23 protein-coding genes are annotated in these 25,147 nt (G+C 35.4%); 13 read left to right on the top strand and 10 right to left on the bottom strand.

The window, feature by feature from the left end:
- The first annotated feature begins 235 nt into the window (after positions 1–235).
- The 7 genes from DRF57_RS11130 to DRF57_RS11100 all read left to right on the top strand — a co-directional run bounded on the left by DRF57_RS11130 (position 236) and on the right by DRF57_RS11100 (position 7,313).
- Positions 236–1,951, top strand: a complete 1,716-nt coding sequence (locus DRF57_RS11130; RefSeq protein WP_047494481.1) for a DEAD/DEAH box helicase — start codon at positions 236–238, stop codon at positions 1,949–1,951.
- A 152-nt stretch (positions 1,952–2,103) separates the two neighbouring features.
- Positions 2,104–2,742, top strand: a complete 639-nt coding sequence (locus tag DRF57_RS11125; RefSeq protein WP_042723220.1) for a DUF47 domain-containing protein — start codon at positions 2,104–2,106, stop codon at positions 2,740–2,742.
- A gap of 22 nt (positions 2,743–2,764) precedes the next feature.
- Positions 2,765–3,907: an inorganic phosphate transporter gene (locus tag DRF57_RS11120; RefSeq protein WP_047494485.1), complete on the top strand. Its 1,143-nt coding sequence runs from the start codon at positions 2,765–2,767 to the stop codon at positions 3,905–3,907.
- A 101-nt stretch (positions 3,908–4,008) separates the two neighbouring features.
- Entirely contained in the window at positions 4,009–4,980 is a 972-nt protein-coding gene (locus DRF57_RS11115) for a polyprenyl synthetase family protein (protein WP_047494488.1), read from the top strand.
- 87 nt (positions 4,981–5,067) lie between these two features.
- Positions 5,068–6,027, top strand: a complete 960-nt coding sequence (locus DRF57_RS11110; RefSeq protein WP_047494492.1) for a GSCFA domain-containing protein — start codon at positions 5,068–5,070, stop codon at positions 6,025–6,027.
- On the top strand, positions 6,020–6,544 hold the full coding sequence (locus DRF57_RS11105; protein WP_115918517.1) for a DUF4269 domain-containing protein: 525 nt from the start codon (positions 6,020–6,022) through the stop codon (positions 6,542–6,544). The genes DRF57_RS11110 and DRF57_RS11105 overlap by 8 nt, the downstream gene beginning before the upstream one ends.
- A 7-nt stretch (positions 6,545–6,551) precedes the next feature.
- A complete protein-coding gene (locus tag DRF57_RS11100; RefSeq protein WP_047494499.1) occupies positions 6,552–7,313 on the top strand; it encodes a TatD family hydrolase in 762 nt (253 codons plus the stop codon).
- Between the two features lie 67 nt (positions 7,314–7,380).
- On the opposite strand, the gene DRF57_RS11095 is transcribed toward DRF57_RS11100, so the two are convergent.
- Positions 7,381–8,667, bottom strand: coding sequence for a DEAD/DEAH box helicase (locus DRF57_RS11095; protein ID WP_047487071.1), 1,287 nt, complete (start codon positions 8,665–8,667; stop codon positions 7,381–7,383).
- An 846-nt stretch (positions 8,668–9,513) separates the two neighbouring features.
- Here DRF57_RS11095 and DRF57_RS11090 point away from each other — a divergent pair.
- Genes DRF57_RS11090 through DRF57_RS11080 form a run of 3 tightly spaced genes read left to right on the top strand, consistent with a single transcriptional unit; the run spans position 9,514 to position 13,605 of the window.
- On the top strand, positions 9,514–10,698 hold the full coding sequence (locus tag DRF57_RS11090; protein ID WP_115918516.1) for a hypothetical protein: 1,185 nt from the start codon (positions 9,514–9,516) through the stop codon (positions 10,696–10,698).
- 21 nt (positions 10,699–10,719) lie between these two features.
- Positions 10,720–11,892: a hypothetical protein gene (locus tag DRF57_RS11085; protein ID WP_084087842.1), complete on the top strand. Its 1,173-nt coding sequence runs from the start codon at positions 10,720–10,722 to the stop codon at positions 11,890–11,892.
- 3 nt (positions 11,893–11,895) lie between these two features.
- Positions 11,896–13,605: a T9SS type A sorting domain-containing protein gene (locus DRF57_RS11080; protein ID WP_115918514.1), complete on the top strand. Its 1,710-nt coding sequence runs from the start codon at positions 11,896–11,898 to the stop codon at positions 13,603–13,605.
- 72 nt (positions 13,606–13,677) lie between these two features.
- Here the strand turns inward: DRF57_RS11080 and DRF57_RS11075 are convergent, their stop codons facing one another.
- The 5 genes from DRF57_RS11075 to DRF57_RS11055 form a co-directional block, all read right to left on the bottom strand.
- Positions 13,678–14,301, bottom strand: coding sequence for a porin family protein (locus DRF57_RS11075; RefSeq protein WP_115918512.1), 624 nt, complete (start codon positions 14,299–14,301; stop codon positions 13,678–13,680).
- A gap of 99 nt (positions 14,302–14,400) precedes the next feature.
- Positions 14,401–14,889: a DUF6438 domain-containing protein gene (locus tag DRF57_RS11070; RefSeq protein ID WP_115918510.1), complete on the bottom strand. Its 489-nt coding sequence runs from the start codon at positions 14,887–14,889 to the stop codon at positions 14,401–14,403.
- Between the two features lie 188 nt (positions 14,890–15,077).
- Positions 15,078–16,061: a GTPase ObgE gene (gene obgE / locus DRF57_RS11065; RefSeq protein ID WP_047487047.1), complete on the bottom strand. Its 984-nt coding sequence runs from the start codon at positions 16,059–16,061 to the stop codon at positions 15,078–15,080.
- A 79-nt stretch (positions 16,062–16,140) separates the two neighbouring features.
- Entirely contained in the window at positions 16,141–16,719 is a 579-nt protein-coding gene (locus DRF57_RS11060) for an adenylate kinase (RefSeq protein ID WP_047487043.1), read from the bottom strand.
- A 136-nt stretch (positions 16,720–16,855) separates the two neighbouring features.
- The gene (locus DRF57_RS11055) at positions 16,856–17,410 is read right to left on the bottom strand and encodes a phosphoribosyltransferase (protein WP_047487041.1); all 555 of its coding nucleotides are present in this window, start codon (positions 17,408–17,410) and stop codon (positions 16,856–16,858) included.
- A gap of 472 nt (positions 17,411–17,882) precedes the next feature.
- On the opposite strand from DRF57_RS11055, the gene DRF57_RS11050 reads away from it, so the two are divergent.
- The gene (locus DRF57_RS11050) at positions 17,883–19,472 is read left to right on the top strand and encodes an ABC-F family ATP-binding cassette domain-containing protein (RefSeq protein ID WP_115918509.1); all 1,590 of its coding nucleotides are present in this window, start codon (positions 17,883–17,885) and stop codon (positions 19,470–19,472) included.
- Positions 19,473–20,067: 595 nt separating this feature from the next.
- Here the strand turns inward: DRF57_RS11050 and DRF57_RS11045 are convergent.
- The 4 genes from DRF57_RS11045 to DRF57_RS11030 all read right to left on the bottom strand — a co-directional run bounded on the left by DRF57_RS11045 (position 20,068) and on the right by DRF57_RS11030 (position 23,284).
- On the bottom strand, positions 20,068–20,586 hold the full coding sequence (locus tag DRF57_RS11045; protein ID WP_115918507.1) for a hypothetical protein: 519 nt from the start codon (positions 20,584–20,586) through the stop codon (positions 20,068–20,070).
- A 100-nt stretch (positions 20,587–20,686) separates the two neighbouring features.
- Positions 20,687–21,244: an AAA family ATPase gene (locus DRF57_RS11040; RefSeq protein WP_115918505.1), complete on the bottom strand. Its 558-nt coding sequence runs from the start codon at positions 21,242–21,244 to the stop codon at positions 20,687–20,689.
- Between the two features lie 172 nt (positions 21,245–21,416).
- The gene (locus DRF57_RS11035) at positions 21,417–22,346 is read right to left on the bottom strand and encodes an alpha/beta fold hydrolase (RefSeq protein ID WP_115918503.1); all 930 of its coding nucleotides are present in this window, start codon (positions 22,344–22,346) and stop codon (positions 21,417–21,419) included.
- A 62-nt stretch (positions 22,347–22,408) separates the two neighbouring features.
- The gene (locus tag DRF57_RS11030; RefSeq protein ID WP_115918501.1) at positions 22,409–23,284 is read right to left on the bottom strand and encodes a hypothetical protein; all 876 of its coding nucleotides are present in this window, start codon (positions 23,282–23,284) and stop codon (positions 22,409–22,411) included.
- Between the two features lie 131 nt (positions 23,285–23,415).
- Here DRF57_RS11030 and DRF57_RS11025 point away from each other — a divergent pair, with 131 nt between their 5' ends.
- Complete coding sequence (locus DRF57_RS11025) at positions 23,416–24,702, top strand: adenylosuccinate synthase (protein WP_084087835.1); 1,287 nt, start codon at positions 23,416–23,418, stop codon at positions 24,700–24,702.
- Between the two features lie 132 nt (positions 24,703–24,834).
- Positions 24,835–25,119 carry a hypothetical protein gene (locus DRF57_RS11020; RefSeq protein ID WP_115918499.1) on the top strand — a complete coding sequence of 95 codons (285 nt, stop codon included), beginning with the start codon at positions 24,835–24,837 and terminating at the stop codon, positions 25,117–25,119.
- Positions 25,120–25,147 lie beyond the last annotated feature (28 nt).

The following is a 25,147-nucleotide window of genomic DNA, read 5'->3' as shown; positions in this document are numbered from 1 at the left end:
CTGTTGTATGGTGTATTTTTGAAAATTCATAAATAACACAGAAAAAATCAATCCAATTTAATAAAAAAAAATAATGTTTAACAAGTCTTTAACTTGAAGGGTGTTTTTTTAGATTTAATTTTCAAAAAATTAAAGAAATAGTAAAGGATTCTGAATTTAAGATTGTATATTTAAAACTTTATTCAAAAACAAGTCAAATATTTATTGTATCTTTGCAAAAATTTTAAAATAGTTAATGAATTTATTTACGGAAACCAATTTAAGTCCTGATATTCTTAAGGCAATTGGCGAACTGGGCTACGAAAGCCCAACAGAAATCCAAAAACAGACTATCCCTTTTATTCTTTCAGATATTCGCGACTTGATCGCACTTGCGCAAACAGGGACAGGCAAGACAGCAGCGTTTTCGCTTCCGATTTTGGATATGATTGACGATACGAGTCGCAAAATCCAATTATTGGTGCTTTGTCCGACACGGGAATTATGTCTTCAGATTTCTAAAGACATAAAGAATTACTCTAAGTACATGAAAGACATCAAAACCACAGCGGTGTATGGTGGAAGTAGTATTGTAGAGCAGATGAGATCTTTGAGGGATAAACCACAGATTATCGTGGGGACTCCGGGAAGAGTAATTGATCTTATCAACAGAAAAGCATTAGACTTTTCTGCTATTCATTGGTTGGTATTAGATGAAGCTGATGAAATGCTTTCTATGGGATTCAAAGACGAATTGGAAACCATCTTAAGCGAAACTCCGGAAACTAAACAGACTTTCTTATTCTCGGCAACGATGAATAAAGAAGTGGAAAGAATTTCCAAAAATTACCTTACAAAACCACACCGTATTTCAGTAGGTTCTATCAACGAAGTGAAGAAGAACATTACGCACGAATATTACGTGGTAGGTTACCGTCAGAAAAAAGAGGCATTGAAAAGATTGATCGATGCAAACCCTAATCAGTATTCCATTATCTTCTGTAGAACGAGAATGGAAACTCAGGAGGTTGCTGATTTCTTGATGCAGAATGGATATGCAGCAGATGCACTTCATGGAGACCTTTCTCAGGCGCAGAGAGATACGGTAATGAAGAAATTCAGATTGAAAAACATCGATATTCTTGTCGCTACAGACGTTGCAGCAAGAGGATTGGATGTGAACTCTCTGACTCACGTTATTCACTTCTCTTTACCTGATGATCCTGAAGTATTTGTTCACAGAAGTGGGAGAACAGGTAGAGCAGGAAAAGACGGTATTTCTATGGCCTTAATAAAGCCTGAAGAAAGCAGAAAGCTGAAGCAGATCAAATCTGCAACAAAGATTGAGATCAACGAAAAATTCATTCCTACAGGTGAGCAGATTATCAAAGCTCAGGTAGGTGGAGTTTTCGAAAAACTATTAACAGAACACGAAGATCTTTTTGCGTTTGATGATAGTCTGATTCCTGATCTAAGCAACTTTACAAAAGAAGAATTGGTGCACCAGTTGCTACAGTTCCAATTGAAAGATCTTGCTTTATATTACAAAGACAAACACGATCTTGTTGAGCAGAAATTGAGCAGCAGAGATGACGATTACTCAAGAAGAGACCGTGGTCGTGATAGAGACAGAGATCGTGGAAGAGACAGAGACAGCAGAGATAGCAGAGACAGAGATCGCGGAAGAGATAGAGACCGTGGTGGAAAGCCAAGAAGAAAAGATGAGAATATGGTAAGATTCTTCTTTAATCTTGGAAAGAAAGATCACTTGAAGAAGCTTGATGTTTTAGATATTATCAATCAGGCTACTGCTGGAGGAAAGACCAAGAAAAGAGCTGAAATTGGTGATATTGAAATCTTGGAAAAGTTCTCTTTCTTCGAAGTTGAGAAATCATTCAAAGACAATGTCCTAAGCAATATTCAGTCAATGAAGTTCAAAGGAAAAGATATGAGGGCTGAAGTGGCAAACTAAACCCTTATTGACACTATATAAAACCGGCAGTAATGCCGGTTTTTTTGTTTGATTATCAAATGGTAAGCGAATGTTAACAAAACTTAATGTTAGATAGTTTCAGGTCAAATCCTTTTTTAGGAAATTTGCACTCGAATTATAAATACTAAAAAATGGGAATTGGTAATATTTTCCACGCTTTTCAACCAAAGGATAAAATCTTTTTCGTGCTTTTTGAAAAAGTAACCGAAAATCTAGTTGCAATGTCTGAAGACTTCAACACAGGAATCAAAGATTTCGATCTTAATGATGACTCTATGTTGAAAAAAATGAGCGACTTCGAGCATAAAAATGATGAACTTACTCACGAGATCTTCGTAGAACTTGGGAAAAACTTCATTACTCCTTTTGACCGTGAAGATATTCACACTTTGGCAACAGGATTAGATGACATCGCCGATTACATCTACGCTTCTACAAAATATATCTTTTTGTACAAATCACCTGAGATGAAGGCTTATTCAGACTTCTCTTTGTTGATCCACAAAGCATGTCTTGAAATCCAGAATGCTATGAAAAACCTTAAAGGTTTCAAGAATATGGAGCAGGTAAAAGAAGCTTGTATCAAAGTAAACTCTATTGAGAATATTGCAGATGATTTACTGTCTAACTCAATGGTAGAATTGTTTGAAACCAATGATGCTATCAATATCATCAAAGTTTCATCTGTATTGAACTATCTTGAAATAGTAACTGATAAAGCAGAAGATGTTGCCAACACGATTGAGAACATCATGATTAAATACGCCTAAACAATACATAACATAGCAAAAAATGGAATTTCCTATTTTACTTACGGTTATTATTGCTTTAGCCTTAATTTTCGATTATATTAATGGTTTTCATGATGCAGCCAACTCAATTGCAACCATTGTTTCTACAAAAGTTTTAACTCCATTCCAGGCTGTACTTTGGGCAGCACTTTGGAACTTTGCCGCTTTTTTTATTGCTGCTTATATTATTGGAGAATTTAAAATTGGTAATACAATTGCGAAAACGGTCAATGAGAATTTCATCAACCTTGAAGTTATATTTTCAGGTCTTGTAGCGGCTATTGCCTGGAACCTTTTGACATGGTGGTTTGGGATTCCTTCCTCATCATCACATACCTTAATTGGTGGGTTTCTGGGAGCTGCTTTAATGCATGCTTTTATGATGGATTATCACGATGTGGCAGCAGCTCAACCGGCTTTAGGCTTCTTTGAAACCTGTAAACATGCCTTACATCAGGTAACGACACAAAGTGTTGTGAAATTTGATAAAGTAATTCCTATCTTCTTGTTCATCTTCATGGCACCGATTATAGGGATGATTATCTCCATTATCATCACATTAATTATTGTTCATCTTTATAAAAAATCAAATCCACACAAAGCAGACCAATCTTTTAAAAGATTACAGTTGGCTTCTTCAGCTTTATTTAGCTTAGGACATGGTTTGAATGATGCACAGAAAGTAATGGGGATTATAGGGGCAGCATTGATTTATTATCATGTGGAGATGCTGCATGATCCTATTTATCTGAATATTCCTTCCGCAGGACGTTTTGATTACTTTGCACAACATTATCTTTGGGTTCCTTTGGTTTCCTTCCTGGCAATCGGTTTAGGTACTATGAGTGGTGGTTGGAAAATTATCAAAACAATGGGGACTAAAATTACAAAAGTAACCTCATTGGAAGGAGTAAGCGCAGAGACTGCAGGAGCAATCACGCTATTCATTACTGACCACTTTGGTATTCCTGTATCTACAACCCATACAATTACAGGTTCTATCATCGGGGTAGGATTAACGAAAAGAATTTCTGCGGTAAGATGGGGGATTACGGTAAGTTTACTTTGGGCTTGGGTACTTACAATTCCTATTTCAGCTATTGTAGCAGGGATTACCTATCTTTTAGTAAGTTTCTTATCTTAAGATAAAAATTAAAAAATCATATAAACTTTGTCCATAAGGGCAAAGTTTTTTGTTTTATAAAGCCCCGAAAAATCGTATTTTTGTTCAAATTATAAGAATTTATGGAATTTTTAGACAGATACCAGCAGATCGTTGGTGACGCCATCAATAAGTATACTTTTAAAGATAAGCCCAGAGAACTCTATGATCCGATGAATTACATCATTTCTCATGGAGGAAAACGTCTTCGTCCTATTATGGTACTGATGGCATGTGATCTGTTTGGAGGAGACCTGAAGGAGGCTATAAAGCCTGCTTTGGCTATAGAGTTTTTCCATAATTTCACACTGATCCATGATGATATTATGGATGAGGCTCCTTTAAGAAGAAATAAGCCCACCATCCATACGCTACATGGAATCAATGTAGGTATTCTTTCCGGGGACGGACTAATGCTTAAAGCCTATAAATTCTTTGAAGACCTGGAGCCTGAAATTTTCAAAGCCTGTATCAGAATTTTTACCCATACAGGACTTTTATTATGTGAAGGCCAACAGTATGATATCAACTTTGAGACTCAGAAAGATGTGACTTTTGATGACTATATCAGAATGATTACTTATAAAACAGGAGTTCTGAGTGCTTCTTCTTTTGAGATCGGTGCACTGATTGCAAGAGCGGATTTTAAAGATGCCAAAGCTATTTTCAATTTCGGGAAACATATTGGGATTGCTTTCCAGATTATGGATGATTATCTTGATGTGTTCGGAGATCAGGCTCAGTTTGGTAAGAAACATGCGGGAGATATCTATGAAAATAAGAAGACGGTTCTTTATTTATTGGCAAAAGAACATGCCACGGAAGAAGAAAGAAAGGAACTGGATTACTGGTATTCTAAGAAGACAGATAACGTAGATAAAATCTATGGAGTTGAAAAGATCTTCAGAAGAACAAAAGTAGATGATAGAGCACTTCGTTTAATTGAGAAACACAATGAAATAGGGCAGAGCTATCTTCAGAAAATTGATATCCCTGAAGAAAAGAAGAAGCCGTTTATAGAATTGGCCAATTATTTGTTGAGAAGAGAAAGCTAAATAAGATTTTAGATAAGAGTTAGCAGGTGACAGGTTTCGTTAATAAGAACTTATTACCTGCTACCTAATTTCTACTCCCTGAAAAAAATGAAATTCAGAACTGAGGTTGATATTAAAAAATCAGAAAAGAAAATTGAGATTGAAGATAAAATATTTTCAATAGGCTCGTGCTTTGCTTCAGAAATGACTGATCTATTGCAGCAGGGACAACTGCAGACCCTTAATAATCCTTTTGGAACCATTTTTAACCCCTTTTCTATTCGCAATGAAGTAAAAATACTCCATGATTCATTATTTTATGAAGAAGAGGATCTGATCACGTATAATGAAGAATATATTTCACTGGATCATCATACGAGTTTTGATACACGGTATATTCATCAGACTTTGGATAAAATCAATGGGGCGATTGAAGAAGGCAATGCTTTTCTTCAGGAGACAGACTGGATTATTATTACCTATGGGACTTCATTTATCTATGAATTTATTCCAAAGAAAAAACTCGTTGCCAATTGTCATAAGATTCCCCAGAAGTTTTTCGAAAAAAAATTGCTTTCCCATCAGGAACTGACACATTCTATTTACAATACAATTTTAGACCTTAAGGATATTTGTAAAGAAGATGTACAGATTTTATTTACCGTTTCACCGGTAAGACATACCAAAGACGGAATGATTGAGAACCAGCTGAGTAAATCCAAACTCATTACCGCTATTCATGAATCTATATCCGTGTTTGAAGATTGTCATTATTTGCCTGTTTATGAAATTTTAATGGATGACCTCCGGGATTACCGTTTTTATAAAGAAGACATGATTCATCCCAGTACCCAGGCTGTAAACTATATTTTTGACAAATTTGGGGAGGCTTATTTTTCTGAGGATACAAAAGATTTTATTAAAGAAAATTTTAAAATTACCAAAGCCTTAGAACATAAAACAAGCGATAAAAAAGATCCGAAGTTTATTGAATTCCGGGAAAAACTGGATCAGAGAATCGAAAATCAACGAACGAAAGTAAAACATAAAATATTTTCAAATGACTGATTTTATGCAGATTGATTATTTGAAAAATGGAAATGAAAGACAAAAGAGGGCTTTTGAAGTACTCACAAAATATAAGGTCTTTGAAAAGCTAAGTAATTATTCACCTTTATTGGCCGGAACCATTCCCATTGAAATCGATATTGCAGGCAGCGATCTGGATATTATCTGTGAAGTAGACCTTAGATCTAAAGAGGATTTTTTGGAAGAACTAAGCTTATATGAACTGATTCCGCGGGAAACCGATGTTAAGGTTGAAAATATAATGGTGAATGGTGAAGCAAGTATCGTTTTAAACTTTATGCTGGAAGAATTTCCCATTGAGATTTTTGGTCAGAATAAACCCGCCAGAGAACAGAATGCTTACAGGCATATGATTGCCGAATACAGGATACTACAGGAAAAAGGAGAAGAATTTAAAAAGAAGATAATAGAACTGAAAAAACAGGGAATAAAGACAGAACCAGCATTTGGAATGCTGATGAATCTGGAAAATCCTTATGAAGATCTGTTAAAATGATAAGAAAATGATTGATACACATACACATTTATACGCAGAAGAATTTGATGAAGATAGAAAAGAAGCTATTCAAAGAGCTATAGATAAAGGGATTACAGAGTTTTATCTTCCTGCTATTGATTCTGAGTCTCATGAAAAGATGCTTCAGCTGGAAACCGAATACCCCGGACAGATTTTTTCAATGATGGGTTTACATCCCTGTTATGTAAAACCTGAATCCTGGGAAAAAGAACTTGAAATCGTAAAAGACTATCTTGATCAAAGAAATTTTCCGGCGATAGGAGAGATAGGAATCGATCTGTATTGGGATAAAACTACTCTTGATATTCAGGTGAAAGCTTTTGAACAGCAGATTGACTGGGCCATAGAAAAAGATCTTCCTATTGTGATCCATACAAGAGAAAGCTTTGATGAAACATTTGAAGTACTTGAAAGAAAAAAACACCCGAAGCTCAGAGGGATCTTCCATTGCTTTTCGGGTAATCTGGAGCAGGCGAAGCATGCTATAGACCTTAACTTTATTTTGGGTATCGGTGGGGTAGTTACTTTTAAAAATGGTAAAATAGACCAGTTTCTGAAAGAAATCCCTTTAGAGAAGATTGTTCTGGAAACAGATTCTCCATATCTGGCACCGGTTCCTCACAGAGGAAAAAGAAATGAAAGCTCATACCTTGATTTAGTTGCCGGGAAACTGGTAGATATTTATGGGAAAGATTTTTCAGAGATTGACAGGATTACTACTGAAAATGCAAAGAAATTATTTAAGTAGACTGCTTTTTCCTGGATATAAGATAAAATAAAAAGCCTTTTCAAAAATTGAGAAGGCTTTTTTATTTTTATTTCTTTCTGGTGAAATTTTTATTCTTAGGCTTTTTAAATCCTGTGGATGCAGCCGGTTTTTTATTATTGGGAGTCCTTGCTGGTCTCGGACCTTGTCTTTCGCCTCCTCCAGACATCGGTTTATTGTTTGAATCTCTTTTTTGAGCAACCAAATCATCTGTATGGAATGGATGGTCCTTTACGATCGGAATTTTCTTTCCGATAAGTTTTTCTGTATTTTTTAGATTAAGAAGATCAAGTCCGTCTACAAAAGATATTGAATTTCCTTCTGCACCAGCTCTTCCTGTTCTTCCAATTCTGTGTACATACGTTTCAGAAACATCAGACAGCTCAAAATTGATTACGAATTTTAATTCATCAATATCAATCCCTCTCGCTGCAATATCTGTAGCTACAAGTACTCTTGTTTTTCCGGATTTGAAATTATTCAATGCGTTTTGTCTCGCATTTTGAGATTTATTACCATGAATGGCTTCTGCAGAGATATTATCTTTTTGAAGCTTTCTGGCAATCTTATCAGCACCATGTTTTGTTCTGGCAAATACCAATACAGAATCTGAGATGTCATTCTGAAGAATATGTGATAACAGGTTTAGTTTGTTATCTTTTTCTACAAAATAAACAGACTGTTTGATAGTATCTGCTGTAGAAGAAACAGGTGTTACCTCTACTTTTACAGGATTATTCAGTATGGAATTAGCCAATTTCTGAATCTCTCCGGGCATTGTTGCGGAAAAGAATAATGTCTGTCTCTTCTGAGGCAAAAGCTTAATTACTCTTTTAACATCATGTACAAAACCCATATCAAGCATTCTGTCCGCTTCATCAAGCACGAAGATCTCAATGTTTTTAAGGCTGATAATGCCTTGAGCAATGAAGTCAAGAAGTCTTCCCGGTGTAGCCACCAGAATATCAATACCTCTTCTCAGTGCAGCTTCCTGGTTGCCCTGTTTTACCCCGCCAAAAATAACAAGCTGTTTTAATGGAAGATATTTACCATAAGCATTGATATTTTCTTCTATTTGGATCGCCAGTTCTCTGGTTGGAGTAAGGATTAAGGCTTTTATATGATTGTTAGAAATTTTCTTTTTAGATAGGTTCTGTAAAATAGGAATAGAAAAGGCCGCTGTTTTTCCTGTTCCGGTTTGCGCACATCCTAAAAAATCTCTGCCATTCAAGATTTCAGGAATAGATCTTTCCTGAATGGGAGTAGGATTAGTATACCCTTGTTCCTGGATTGCTTTTGCAATAGGTTCTATTAATTGTAAGTCTGTAAAATTCAAATGAATTATTTTAAAATTTAAATAAAAATTCCTTCAGCCTGAAAGAATTACATTCTACAAAGGTAATCTAAATATTTTTAAGAATTAATTTTGTTCTTCTGATCCGCTAATAGGTTTATTATATTCCAGTTTTAATCCTGTTTTATGATGTATTGATTAATTTGTTTTCGTTTTATTTGGTTTTTAATTTATATTTTTAATTATATTTATATTATTTTTGAAAAATATAACATTTCATTGAAGCTGCATAATATCTTTTTAGTGCTTGTGATATCCATTTGAAATGATAATAAAAACTAACCATGAGAAAAATAATCCTTCTACCTGTACTTATTATAGGTTTTAGTAGGTATGTTCAATTTTATGAACATACCGGGAACACAAGACCTATAATACCTACCCAAACAAAAACATCATCAGTATAAGATCTTTTACTTAATAAAGTAGAAGAATCTCAAATGTACTTAAGTGATCTACTAAAGAATGTAGAAATTCTGGAAAGAGATACATAAAGCAGTAAAGCCAAACATCAATCCATTTAAATAATATAAAATATAATATGAAGACGAAGATTTTTCTTTTGTTTTTCTTGAGTTTTGGAATAAACATACTATTTGCTCAGGGAGAAAATGACAATTGGTACTTTGGAACTAAGGCCACCGTTAATTTTTCCAATGCAAGTCTGCTACCCTTATCAATAGCCAGATGACGGCAATAGAAGCTTGTAGTACAGTGTGTGCTGCTGCAGGATAAACCGTTCATTAAAAATAATTAATTCAGGAGGAAGGATGGAAACTCATTTCTCCCTTTGTAAAGAAATGTAAAGTCAAAAAATAACTTTTAATCATGAAAAAAACAATCGTTTTACTTGCTGCTGTTTTCAGTTTAACAGCCAATGCCCAATGGAGCCTAACCGGAAATGCCGGAACAGTTGCCGGAACAAATTTCATAGGGACTACGGATAATCAATCTTTAGTATTCAAAACAAACAATGCTGAGAAGATGAAGATCACTGAAAATGGAAGATTTATATTTTTTAATGTTACAGGGCCCGGGCATGTATGGGATAAAAACCTTTTTTTTGGCGGCGGAGTAGATAGTCCGACAGGATTATACAATACTGCTTTTGGAATGGGAACTTTAACCCAAAATACAGCAGGTAATGGTAATACAGCTTTAGGAAATAATGCACTGTCTCTTATCACAAGTGGAGACAACAACGTGGCTTTAGGGGCAAACAGTATGAGAAGTACCGTGTCAGGTAATTTTAATACAGCATTAGGAATGAATGCTTTAGAACACTTTCAGTCAGGTCTCGGAAATGTGGGTCTTGGAAACTCAACCATGGGATCCGGAGGCTTGGTAGGAGATTTTAATTTGGCAGTAGGTACAAGTGCTTTAAGATATATCCAGCTCGGAAGCTATAATACAATACTTGGGGGAGATTCTTTCAGAGCTTTGGCAAAGGGATCAGGGAACATCAATGTAGGACATTCTAATGCCAAACTGATCACCTCCGGAAACAACAATATCTTTATTGGAAGCTTTATCACTCCCTATAACACAACGTCTCCTGAAAATGAATTGAATATCGGAAACTGGATCGTAGGAAACAATGGGACCATAGGTATAGGGCAATTTACGACTCAGCTTCCTGCCGATGGCATTGCTCCTGATGGTCAGAAATATAAACTTTTTGTAAAGGACGGAATCCGAACAGAGAAAGTGAAAGTAGATATTGCAGCCAATAATGGGTGGGCAGACTATGTTTTTGAAAAAAAATATAAGCTGATGCCTTTGAATGATCTGGCTCAATTTATTGATGAAAATGGGCATCTACCTGAAGTTCCTACTACAGAAGAAGCCATTAAAAATGGAATTGAACTGAAAGAAATGAACATTCTTTTGCTTAAAAAAGTGGAAGAATTGACCCTACATTTAATTGATCAGAATAAACAATTACTCGATCAGAACAGCCAGCTGAAAAAACAAAATGAAGAGATAGAAAAACTCAAAAACAAAATAAAATAAATAACCAGATAACTTTTAACCATGAAAAAAACAATCGTTTTACTTGCTGCTGTTTTCAGTTTTACAGCCAATGCACAATGGAACCTTACCGGAAATGCAGGAACCACTCCTGGAACTAACTTTATTGGAACCACGGATAACCAATCCTTAGTCTTTAAAACAAACAATGCAGAGAAAATGAAGATTACTCCTAATGGGAGGTTTATATTTTTTAATGTTACATCGCCAGGTATGGTTTGGGATAAAAACCTTTTTTTTGGAGGTGGAACGGATAATGCATCGGGGTCATCTAATACAGCTTTTGGAATGGGATCTCTAACCCAAAATACAACAGGTAATGGTAATACGGCTTTGGGAAATAATGCGATGTCATCAATCAGCAGTGGAGATAATAATGTATCTGTAGGGCAGAATAGTATGAGACATACCATAGATGCTACAATGAATGTTGCGGTGGGAATGAATTCATTGGAATATTTTAAACAGGGGACAGGAAATGTGGGTATAGGAAATAGCGCGATGGGATCAGGATCTTTAGCCGGGGATTATAACGTAGGGATTGGCTGGGATGCATTAAGGTATTTAACTGCCGGAAAGAATAATACGGTAGTGGGCACAAGCTCTTTGGTAAGCCTGGCAGGAGGTACTAATAATATAGCAGTTGGTTCTTCCAATGCCAAAGCCATTCTTTCAGGGGATAATAATATTTTTATCGGAAATTTTATTACACCCTATATGTCTTCGCCTCAAAATGAACTGAACATCGGAAACTGGATTGTAGGAAATAATGGAACTATTGGTATAGGACAGTTTACGACTCAGCTTCCTGCCGATGGCATTGCTCCTGATGGTCAGAAATATAAACTGTTTGTAAAAGAAGGAATCCGAACAGAAAGAGTAAAAGTAGATATTGCTGCCAATAACGGATGGGCAGACTATGTTTTTGAAAAAGACTATAAGCTGATGCCTTTGAATGATCTGGCACAGTTTATCGATAAAAATGGGCATTTACCGGAAGTTCCTACTACTGAAGAAGCCATAAAAAATGGGATTGAGCTTAAAGAAATGAATATTCTTTTGCTGAAAAAAGTAGAAGAACTTACGCTGCATTTAATTGATCAGAATAAAGAATTAAAAGCTCAAAAAATGGAAATTGAAACATTGAAAAAACAGGTTAATTCTTCTAAACAATAGCCTATGAAAACGAAATTTTTTCTCTTATTACTACTAGGTTTTGGAGTCAATATGGTATTTGCCCAAGGCGAAAATGATAACTGGTATTTTGGAAATAACGCGGCACTCAACTTTTCATCTTCTATTCCTGTTGCTGTAAATAACAGTAATATGGAAGCTCTTGAAGGATGTGGTACCGCAAGTGATGCAAGCGGAAAGCTTCTTTTTTATATGAATGGTCAAAGGATTTGGAACAGGCAGCATCAGGTGATGCCTAATGGTACTTTGATCACGCAGCAAAATAACAGTGCCCAGCAGCTTGCCATAGTAAAAAATCCGGCAAATGATAATCAGTACTATGTTTTTACAACAGGGGAAAATGCTGGAAGCTCATTTTATATAAGCTACTCAATTGTTGACATGACTTTGGGGAGTATAGGAACTAATGGGCTTCCCCTTGGTGATGTGCTGCCGGGAGCTAAAGATATTGCAGTATTGGATAATGTAGGGAATCATTTTGATTCAGAAGCGGTAACTATCATTCCCAATAGTACGGATCAGTCTTTTTGGGTTTTAATTCCGAACGGAACAAAACTTTACAGTTATAAGCTGAGTAATCAGGGATTTGCTAATGGAGCACCAATTGTAAGTAATCTCAATTTTCCGGTAACTTTTGGCAATTATAAATATTTTAGTGTGAGACAGTCTCCAAGACTTAATAATGGTATCTACTCTCATTATATCTGCATTTCTTTTTGGGCTGATTCACTAAACCCATATCCATCGCCGGATTATTATGTTAATAAAGTTTATTCATTCAATTCCTCTACAGGGCAGCTTACAAATGATTTTTCCTTGCAGATAAACGGATTGAGAGCATATGTTCCTGAATTTAATAAGGATGCCTCTGTATTATTCCTGGGCTATGAAAACATCCATGCTGTTGATCTGGTAAATTCTACATCTTCCAATGTGCTGCATACGGAAATTTATACTGAAACCAACGCACCGCTTCACACAGGTATGACTCTTCAGAGAAATAAATATGGAGAGGTGTATGTAAGTAAATCATTTAGCTCATTTTTAGGTAAAGTGATAAATCCTGACGTATACGGTCCCAATATGAATGTGGATTTCAATGCTGTACATTTAGGAAACGGACAAACTCAGTATGGGCTGCCCCAATTACTTCCTATGAAAGAAAGCTTTGAAGGCTCCCCATGTATAGAGAATCTGGTACTGACTACTGAGCCTAATATGTCTCATTATTATGAAATTGGTAAGAAGATCACCACTAAGGATAGATATATTTTGGGTCCTAAACATGATATTACCATGCAATCCGGCGGAAGTATTAATCTTTTACCGGGAACATCTATGGAAATGGGATCCAGGTATCATGCCTTTATTGCTCCTTGCAGAAAACCTGAAATGATACAAAGAAGCGGCCAGGCTCAACATGAGCCGAAGGTAATGCTTTTAGAACTGGATAAGAAGGAAAGAATGGAGCAGAAAACTAATGTTGAATTGTTCCCTAATCCGGCTACAGATATTCTAAGCATTAAAACATCTGTAAAGATTGACGAAGCTGAAATATTTGATATTTCAGGTAAAAAAGTAAATGTTACTTTAAACCGTAATACAATGGATGTAAGAAGTCTTCCGTCCGGATCATATATGATCAGAATCAAAACCGAAACCGGAGTGATCACGAAACAGTTTATTAAAAAATAAATTGAGATTTCCTTTATCAAAAATAATGGCTGCCCATATCCAGGCAGCCATTTGTATGGTAATCAATAAAGATTATTTAAATCTATACCCAACACCAGCCTGTAAAAAACCAACTTTCGTAGGGACGTGCTGACTTTTATTGGTTTCTATAAAATCAAAATGATAACGGGCATCTACAAAAAACTGATCATTAATTTTATATTCAGCTCCTAAGAAAGGAAAGAGATTGATCGTTTTTGCTCCGGCATAATTATCTTTAGCCGTATCATTGAAAAGGCTGCTTGTTTTTATCTTTGTTGAAACATTGATTCCAATGTTCATTCCTACAGAAGCCGAAAGATTAGGAATAAAATAATACTTTGCAGAAATTGGAACCTGTATCTGATTCATCTGGTATTCAAAATTCATATCTCCCATATTTACTACTTCATTCCCTACTAATTGGGTCCAGGGGTATGATTCTTTGCCTCCCAGTTGGGTATAAAGAACTTCAGCCTGTACTGCAAATTTCGGAGATAGTGCCTGTTCTGCCACAGCGCCTACATAGAAATAGGATTTTGAATCTAATTTTGCGTCAAAAAACTTCATACTGGATAACGTGTACCCACCTTTTACACCAAAACTCATACTCGAGCTTTGGGCGCATACCACAGTAGATACTGCAAATAATATTGCAGATAAAATGTTCTTCTTCATTTTTTTGAATTAAATGATTAATGTTTTTATAAAAAAAATAATTCCTCCCAGATGAAGGAATTATTTGTGCAAAAATAATTTAAATATTGTTACCCGAAACTATTTTACTTTAGTCCAGTGTTGATTTTTTCTGAGGTCTTCAAAAAAATGATAAACTTTAGACAGTTTCTCATTTCCCCGTTTTCCATAATCCTGTATATTTTTAGAAGTTCCATCACTAAAATTAATCCTTAAATAAGAAGTGGAGAGATCTGTAATATTTTTTTCGCCATATTTATCTTTTAGATTTTTTACCTCTAAACCATCCAGTAACTTGAGTAATGTATGGTAATCCTCCTCTTTAATGGTTCCTGTAAAAGTTCCCTTTCTCGGATTGGAAAACTCATCTTTTGAAGGCTTTTCACTGAAATTAAAGTGTTCTGCTTCAAAAACTGCAGTTCTATCCGGTTGGATTGTCATTTTAAAAACAGGGCAAAAGCCGAAACAGGGAGTGGCTTCATATTCAACGGTTGAGTACTTCGAATTTACTTTTTGAGAAGTACATGAAAATATGAGTACTAGGGCACAAAAACTCAGGATATATTTCATAGTTTAAATTTCTGAACATCTCTCAATAATTGTTCCAAAAGGATTTTTTCTCCGGTTCCTGTGGAATCTTACTTCCAACAACAGAATGGAAATTGAGACCAAAACAAAACCCCGGAAAAAATTCCGGGGTTATTTATTTTGTTGTAATCTACTTTGTAAAAGTAAGACCGATGAATTCAAACAGTATTTTATCCATGTAGTTTCTTCCAGATAGCATCTTTCAGCTCTACCAGACCTTCTCCTGTAACACCGGAGAAAAATAACGGTTGTCTGTTTTCAGGAAATTCTGCCGCAATTTCTTTTTTCAGCTCATCATCCAAAAGATCGGATTTAGAAACGGAAATAATGAAATCTTTATCCAATAGTTCAGGATTATATTCTACCAGCTCATTTTCCAGAATTTTAAACTCCTGGTAGTGATCTTCAGAATCTGCAGGAATTAAAAATAAAAGAATTGAATTTCTTTCAATATGTCTCAGGAATCTGTGTCCTAATCCTTTTCCTTCAGCTGCTCCTTCAATAATCCCAGGAATATCAGCCATTACAAATGATTTGTAATTTCTGTAGTCTACAATTCCTAAGTTGGGAGTTAAAGTGGTAAAAGCATAGTTTGCAATTTTAGGCTTTGCTGCAGAAACAGATGCTAAAAGGGTAGATTTTCCAGCATTGGGAAATCCAACTAAACCTACATCTGCCAAAATTTTAAGCTCGAAAACAACATAGCCTTCCTCACCATCCATTCCGGGTTGAGCATATCTTGGAGTTTGATTGGTAGATGATTTGAAATGTTCGTTTCCTTTTCCACCTTTTCCACCCAGCATCAAAATAATTTCCTGCTTATCTTCAAGGATTTCCCCGATGATTTCTCCTTCTTCATTTTTAGCGATAGTTCCAATGGGAACATCAATATAAATATCAGAACCATCAGCTCCGGTAAGCTGGTTTTTTGCTCCATTTTCACCACGCTCTGCTTTTATATGACGCGTGTATCGAAGTGGAAGTAAAGTCCATTCTTGTGCATTCCCTCTCATGATGACATGTCCGCCGCGACCTCCGTCACCACCGTCAGGACCTCCTTTAGGAATATATTTTTCACGTCTTAGGTGGGCAGAACCTGCTCCTCCATGTCCGCTTTTACAATGAATCTTTACGTAATCTACAAAGTTTGACATAATTTTTAGGGTTTAGGCCTTAGGGGTTAGGGAACAGATATTTAACGATGCTAAATCCTAATCCCTAAATCCTAAATCCTTATTTAATTTTCTCTACCTCAGCAAAAAGCTTTTGTGAAATCTCATCAATTTCTCCTACACCATTTACTTCCACATATTTTCCCTGCTGCTTGTAAAGTTCGGCTACTTCTGCCGTTTTAGAATAATATTCTTTAATTCTGTTTTCGATGATCTCTACATTGCTGTCGTCTGATCTACCGCTGGTTTCTCCTCTTTTCAGAAGTCTTTCAACCAAAATTTTATCTTCTACCACCAATGCAAGACAGATGTCAATCTTGTCATTCAGTTCTTCTTTAACTATTTTTTCCAAAGCTTCCGTCTGAGCGGTAGTTCTTGGATAACCATCAAAAATAAAACCGCTGGTATCGGTAGGTTTTCTGATCTCATCAATCAGCATATCTGTTGTTACCTGATCCGGAACCAATTCTCCTTTATCGATGTAAGACTTTGCCAGTTTTCCAAGATCAGTATCATTTTTCATATTGTATCTGAAAAGATCACCTGTTGAAACTTGCTTTAAATTGAATTTCTCGATTAAGTTTTGAGCTTGTGTTCCTTTTCCACTTCCTGGAGGGCCGAACAGAACAATGTTTATCATAATTTTGATTCGCTTCCGGCAATTGGCATTTTGCGTCTGGCTTGCTTTCTTGCTTTTAGCTTTATTTAGTTAATATTTTACTTTTATTTCGATTTAATATTTAAAGCTAAAAGCCAGTAGCTAATAGCTATAGGCATTAATGGTTGATTTGACCGTCTTCCAACTGATACAAATTAGGAAGGTTTCTTCCTAGTTCATCATAATCCAATCCATAACCAAGAACGAATTTATTTGGAATCTCCTTTCCAATATAATCCAATTTGAAATCTTTTTTGTAAATCTCAGGTTTCAGTAAGAAGCTTGACAGTTTTACAGATTTAGGGCGCTGTGTTTCCTTAAAGTATTTGAAAAGACTTTCCACTGTATTTCCTGTATCCACAATATCTTCAACAAGAATAATGTGACGGTCTCTTACATCTTTAGTCAATTCCATTTTTTGGTAAACAATCCCTGTAGACTCAGTTCCCACATAAGAACTCATTTGAATGAAAGCAATTTCGCATTCACCTGGGTAATACCTTAATAGATCTGAGAAGAACATGATTACTCCGTTCAATACGCCAATGAAAACAGGAACTTCATCCTTGTAATCTTCATAAATTCTTAACGCTGTCTCTTTTACAATTTCCTGAATCTCGGCGTCCTTCAAATAAGGAACGAAAGTTTTGTCGTGAACTTTAATGCTTTCCATAAAAATTTTTAGTAGTTGGCAAAGTTACGGATTTTTGATTAAAATACTTTCCTGTTTTTATGAGTTTGAGAGTTTTGAAGATTTGAAAGCTACAGAGTTCATATGATCATGGAGCCTGTTTAAACGATAACCGATAAAGTTCTTAAGTATATAGCAAGTCATAGCATTGAGAAAATGCATTTTATCCATGTGAAAAAATAGACTGTTTAATGTATGGAAGAAAAGTAAATAATAAGACAGCAGATGATTCTTATCAGTTTAAGATGGATAAAGAATAGATTGTATTTTAGTGTGGACCCGAAAGTTTATACTTGATTCTTTAGGCAGCAAAATAAAGAAATGGCGGGAAATCACTATATTTGTTCTTTCAAAACCCAATATACGGACATGTAGGATATAATTTCTTTCAGACTTGATCAGGCAGTAACCAAAGAGTTGCTGTTATTTACCTAATTATTTTAAGAAAGAAATCATGATTTTACTACATCATATATCCTTTGGGTTTCCGGGAGGAGACCTGCTATTTAATCATATCAATATAACGATACCATCTCAAACAAAATCTGCTTTAGTGGGAAGTAATGGCATGGGGAAATCTACCTTACTGAAGCTTATTGCTGAGGAATTACAGCCATTAAACGGAAATATAAATATCCAGGGTGATATTTTCTATGTTCCACAAATGTTTGGAAATTGTAATGACCTTACTATTGCAGAATGCCTCAAGATAGATCAAAAACTAAATGCTCTTCAGAAAATAACAGAGGGAGACGTTGACGAAAGGTATTTTGAAATCCTGAATGACGACTGGGACCTTGAGGAACGAAGCCAAAATGCTTTACACTACTGGGGACTTGAGGATTTTGGACTCAACCAAAAGCTTGAAAGTTTAAGCGGAGGACAAAAGACCAAAGTTTTCCTTGCCGGAATTCAGATCAATCAGCCGGAGATCATCGTATTGGACGAACCTACCAACCATTTGGATCTGGAAGGCCGAAAATTATTGTACGATCTGATTGATAAGACAAATGCTACCGTTATTATGGTAAGCCATGACAGGGCACTCCTGAATCTGGTGGACACTATTTTTGAATTAAGCAATCAGGGGGTTGCCACCTATGGAGGAAACTATGACTTTTATATCCAGCAAAAAGAAATTGAAGAGGAGGCTTTACACAATGATATTCATGCTAAAGAGCGCGCTTTAAAAAAAGCCAAAGAGAAAGAACGGGAAACACTGGAACGGAAACAGAAGCTTGATGCCAGAGGAAAACAGAAGCAGGAAAAGTCCGGTGTCGCCAGAATTATGATGAATACCCTTCGGAATAACGCCGAGAAAAATACCTCAAAACTGAAAAATATTCACGCTGAAAAAATCAGTGGTATTTCCGGGAACCTGAGAGATTTGCGTTCATCATTAAAGAATTTTGATCAGATGAAAGTAACTTTCAATGACTCCAGCCTGCATTTCGGTAAAGTTTTAATTACATTGGAAGACGTGAATTTCAGCTATGGAAGTGAAAAACTGTGGCAAGAAAATCTAAACCTTGAGATCCGAAGTGGAGAAAGAATTTCACTGAAAGGACAGAACGGGTCTGGAAAAACGAGTCTGATAAAGCTCTTGCTTGGAAATACAGAACCTTATCAGGGTAAGATTTTTAAAGCCGAATTTAACAGTATTTATGTGGATCAGGAATACTCTCTTATTGAAGGTGATTTGAGTATCTATGATTTTGTCCAAAAATTCAATGATACGGCACTTCAGGAATCTGAGGTGAAAACTTTATTATCCAGATTTTTGTTTGGAAAGGAAACCTGGGATAAGAAATGTGGAGTGTTAAGCGGAGGGGAGCGTCTGAGGGTTTTATTATGTGGACTTTCGATCAGTAACAAAACACCGGATATGATCGTTCTTGATGAACCCACCAATAATCTGGATCTTCAGAATGTAGACATTTTAACGAATACCATTAAAGACTATCATGGAACACTGGTGGTGGTTTCTCATGATGAGGTTTTCCTGAAGGAAATTGGAATGGATAGGGAAGTGGTATTGATTTGATTATTTTAATTTCCGACAGATCACACAGATGTCTATGAGCCTGTTTAAATTTTATTCAGGAATTCTTATATATTTTGTTGACAAGACTCAATAGGCCAGGTTAAAATTATTTTTTGATTAAAAAGATGAACGCAAAGTTTACGAATAATTCCTCTTTATTTTAAGTGGGCAAAGTGATGCGACTTCGTCGCTGATGAAGATATATGCTTATCTTTATGCTTCGACGAATCAACAAAGTTGATTCTATCCTTTGCTCCCTGAAAATATGGATAATGAAGCTAAAGCTTTGCGTTAGAAAAACACATCATCAGTAAATGATCTTTTTAATCAAAAAAAATTCCTTAAAGAATGTGATTTGGATAAAGATTGAATGTTATACAAAAAATCAAATTTAGAAATTTAAACAGGCTCTATGTTTTATTTTAATGTGACCACTCGATAAAAAAGGTGATATTTTATCCTAATGACAAAGAAAATATTCAATAGGAATGGGCTTTAGCCCATTCATCATTAAGATAATAAATCCAATTGGCTTTAGCCAAAACCTAAAGAAAAATCCTGGAAAATATATCCAGGATTTTTTATATTCAAAATATTATTTTTTTGTCTTTTTAATAGCATCCAGATATATCTTTTTGATGCTGTTTTTCTCTTCTTTCTCACTGATATTTTCGAGAGTAGGGAGGAGAGTGGTGTTGTGTTGGGTTTTCATTTTCAAAATTTCACCGAGGGCAAATGCGGCACTCCATCGGACAACAGTTCCTTCATGTTCTGTATTGACAAGCAGATTAGTGATGGATTGGTCTAATTGATCGGAAAACAGATGAGCGGTATTGCCTATTACTTTGGCACTTTCCCATTTTATTCTGGGAGCTTTTTCGGTAAGGGTAGTGGTGACAAATGCAAATGCTGTTTCATCTGCCATGTCGGGATTTTGCTTGGTTGCATATTCTATGGCCTCTATGCAGGTTGCCTTTACTGGATCTTTTGATTTTTCGGCAAAAGCAATTAATTCATCAAGAGGTAAAGACTTGTCAAGAATCCATTGACTGATAAGGCCTGTTTTTTCTTTTGCTTTTATCGTCTTATCTTTAATAAGTTCTTCTATCGTCATGTTTTTAATTTTGTTTTTTCAGCGTTCTAATTTAGGAATTCTTCTGAAAGTAACATCACCTTTGTCATGGCGAGCAAAGCGAAGCAATTTCACAGATAAATTATTGTACCTGCAAGTTTCTTTGTTTTATTTTATCCAAAATGATGTCCATCTTTTGATAAAGCTCATAATCTCCTGAGAGCTCAATCAATGGGGTGTTTATACCGGACAACCATTCCAGGTGGGCTTTTAACGTTCTATTGGCAATACCGGTATTGTGGTCATAATCTTTAGCCCAATCCATAAACTCGTGGAACTTTTGGGCTCTTTCCGTATTAGTAATAATTTCTTCACCATATCTTTCATATTCCCTTTTTCTCAGTCTTTCCATTCTTATTTTAGGAGGCAGATAAAGAAATACAATCAAATCAAATGGAGGGAATACATCATCTCCCCAATGAATGATAGAACCGCCAAAGATCCAGTTTCTGGTAGTGTGTAGTTTTTCGGATAGGGTGTTGTTTCTGATTTCCGGGTTTTGTTTTTCAGTAAAAGGGATATGGGTGGTAAGCCAGAAAAAATCATCACTGTCAATATATTCAATACCGATTTTTTCAGATAATGCCTTTCCTAATGTTGTAACCCCAGACCCAGATGCTCCGAAAATATGTATTCTCATGTTTTTTTTATTTTCAATGTTTAATCTTTAATCTTAAAAAAGCAGCTCATATGAGGTTATCATTCTGAAAGAGTTTAAAGAATATATTACAAAAGGAGCTGTACGCATTTTGTGAAGTAGTGAATATTGATTTAGAAGTCTGCTGAATCTGCATTATCAGCGAGAATAGCATCTATGAATGCTTGGAAATCCAGTCACAGACAGTATTCAGAACTTCCTCTCTGATTTCCTCATTCAGAATTTCATGGCGCATACCGGAATAGATCTCCTGACTCACATCCTGAAAACCATCAGACTTTAAATGATCAACAGTATACCTCACTCCTTTACTGAAATCCCCGATTGGATCATCCTGCCCACTTACAAATAAAAAAGGAAAAGACCTGGAAATTGAATCAGCCCAGTTTCTTGCGGTAGCCTTTTTGTAAACACTAAATAAAGTGTAGAAGGCATTATTCGTGAATGGAATTCCACAAAGTTCATCCTGTTCAAAAGCTTTTCGGTTTTTAGAATTTACACTGAGCCAGCTGGTGTCGCTGAAATCTTTATCCTTTTTAAAATACTTGTTATTGACACTCGTAAAAACAGAATTCAAGAAAGTACGGTGATGAGGCGCGATGGTATTAGCTAATGATAAATAAGCTCTCAGCAAATCTATTCCGGGCAAAGGTCCACCAGTTCCTGTAATGATAGCTCCGGAAAATTTACTGCTTGCCTTTTGAAGAAGACAGCGTGTTATAAAAGATCCCATAGAATGTCCCAAAATAAAATGTGGAACATCCGGATATTGTTCAACAAGATAATCTGCCATCATCTCTGCATCGGCTACTAATCTTTCATCCGGTTTCTCAAGCTGAAAAAATCCGATATCTTTTTTCTCTTTTACAGATTTTCCATGTCCCAGATGGTCATAGGTCAGTACAGCAATTCCATGAGCTGCAAAGTATTCTGCAATCTCAGCATATCTTCCGCTATGTTCCTGCATTCCATGAACAATTAATAGAGTAGCTTTTGTTGTTTCTGGAGAAAACAGAGTAGAGAAAAGCTTAGACTCAGTGTCTGTTTTTGAAGAAAGGAATGCTGGTTTTTGAGATGGAGCCATGTGAATTGATTAAGGAAATCAAAGATAAATCAAATAAGCTTGTATTGAAATAAGATATACACTTATTTTGACAGATTGTTGGTCATCTGTTTTTTGAATCTTTCGAAGACCGTTAATAAAAACCAAACTATATTAGAAGCTATAAGGAAAGTAATTGCCCAATGTAAACTGGTTCCGGTTCTGTTTTCATAAGTTCCTTCTTCTTCTCGGAGAATTACTGAATTATTAGTATTTATTCCCGTGTTGTTTATTCCATTTTTATAGTCTTCTATTTCTCCAATAGACATTCTTTTAAGAAATTTTGTTTCAAACTGATGCTTGTTGAATTGAGATTGGGAAGAGTCAATGAAATTATTGATCAACTGTTCTTGTTTATTTTTATCATCAAAAAATCTATTACTAAATTTTTCGCCAATTAATAATCCAATCCATACTTGATTTGCGTTATGGTTTATTTTTTCTTTATGCACAAGAGGGGAAATGTAGTAGCATCCTACCCCAATTTCATTTCCTCTGTCTACACTTGATTTTGACACTGAAAATTTATAATTGCTTTTATCAACTTTTGCATTCTTAATGGAATAATACATAGTTGCTGGATGTATAAAAATTTCTTCAGGATAATTTAAATATGTTATTTCTCCATTTTTTCTATTTAAATAAAATGTGGAAGTCATAATTGACGCTGTTAATAGAATCCAGGTTATGAATAAAGTAAATGAGTACTGCTTTTCACTAATGATAAGCTGTTGGAGTTTTTTTCTTAAAATAAACCAAACGATTATAGCTGAAATTGTCATCGGTAACCAATATCCAAAGTATTTATCTTCAATTTCTAAGTATTTATATTGAAACCAATAAGCTATTGAAAACAACATAAAGTAGGTAATTGAAATTATAGAATATGGTAAAATGATTCTATTTAATTTTTCTTTCATGGTTGTTAAAAGTAAATAAAAACTTTATAATTCCATGATTTTCACCCCACCTAAAAATAAAATTCATTCATAATTTGCTCACCCAATTTTTTAAAAGTAATTTTGCACGAATCTAAAAACAAAAGTAAAATATGTCAACTTATGTAGTTGTAGGTCTTCAGTACGGAGATGAAGGCAAAGGAAAAATCACGGATGTTTTATCAGCAAAATCGGACTATGTAGTACGTTTCCAGGGTGGAGACAACGCTGGTCACACGGTTTATGTGGGTGATGAAAAATTCGTTCTACACCTTCTTCCTTCAGGAGTTCTTCAATGCAAAGGGAAATGTATCATTGCGAATGGTGTAGTGGTAAACCCTAAGTCTTTCATTAAAGAAGTTGGTCAGATTGAGAGCAAAGGCTTAAGATCAGATCATATCTTTATCAGCAGAAGAGCGCATGTAATCATGCCTTACCACATCCTTTTGGATACTTACCGTGAAGAGGAGCACGGAGGAACTCAGATCGGAACTACCAAAAAAGGAATCGGACCTTGCTACGAAGATAAAATTGCAAGAGTCGGGATCAGAATGGTAGACCTTTTAAATCCTGAAATTTTAAGAGATAAAATTGAGAAGAACTTAAAAGTTAAGAACTCTCTATTTGAAAAATATTACGGAAAACCAACTTTGGACGTTGAAGAAATCTACAACGAATATTTGGAAATCGGAAAGCAGCTTCAGGACAGAATCGTTGATACTGAATTAGAGCTGAACGAGGCGATCAGAGACGGTAAAAATGTACTGTTTGAAGGAGCTCAGGCGTTAATGCTTGATATCGACTTCGGAACATATCCATACGTTACTTCATCTTCTCCATCTACAGGAGGTGTTTGTACAGGAGCTGGTGTTCCACCAACTTCACTTCAGAACCTGATCGGTGTAGCAAAAGCTTACTGTACAAGAGTAGGAAACGGACCTTTCCCTTCTGAGCTGGATAACGAGCTGGGAGAAAAAATCAGACAGATTGGAGGTGAGTTTGGTGCTACAACAGGTAGACCAAGAAGAACAGGTTGGTTAGACTTGGTTTCTTTAAAGCATGCTTGTATGATTAACGGGATCAATAACCTGGTAATTACGAAATTAGACGTTCTTACAGGAATTGAAAACCTTAAAATCGTTACACATTATAAAACTGAAGACGGAAAAATCATCGATTATTTCACTTCATCAACAGAGAAATTGTATAACTACGAACCGATCTACCAGGATTTACCAGGTTGGGGAGAAGATATTACAAAAGCGAGAAGTTATGATGAACTTCCGGACAATGCTCAGAAATACATCGAGTTTATCGAGAAGTATTTAGGAATCAATGTGTATTTGGTTTCTGTAGGTCCTGAAAGAAGTCAGAACATTATCAGAAAAGAATTATTCTAATATATCTTTAGAAAATATAATAAGAAAGAGACTGCTATTGGCAGTCTCTTTTTTTGTTGGATAGGTTGTAAACAATACTGATCACGGGTCAGTATAAGTAAGAAATCTCTATATTTAAAAATAATTTTATATATGCACGATCACGATATATCCGGTCAGTTTCAGAAAAATATTTTTATCAGCCTGCTTTTTACGGTATCTTATTTTATTTTACTGATCACTTACAATGGTATTGAATTGAAAAAGATCAGTAACTCACTACTCATTTTATTTATGGTAGCTAGTGTTGTATTCAATATGGGGGCATTATTTTTTGCCTTTAAGCACTATAGAAAAATCATGGCAATTATTTTCATTATCATCAATTCTCTGGGCTTGCTATCCACATTAATTCTTCTCCTGATGATTCTTTCTTAAATAGAATATGTTTGACGGTCGTTTTTAA

Source organism: Chryseobacterium rhizosphaerae, assembly GCF_003385455.1.
Classification (GTDB): Bacteria; Bacteroidota; Bacteroidia; order Flavobacteriales; family Weeksellaceae; genus Chryseobacterium; species Chryseobacterium rhizosphaerae.
The sequence above is the reverse complement of the archived record's forward strand: the minus strand, read 5'-3'. Positions and strand labels throughout refer to the sequence as shown.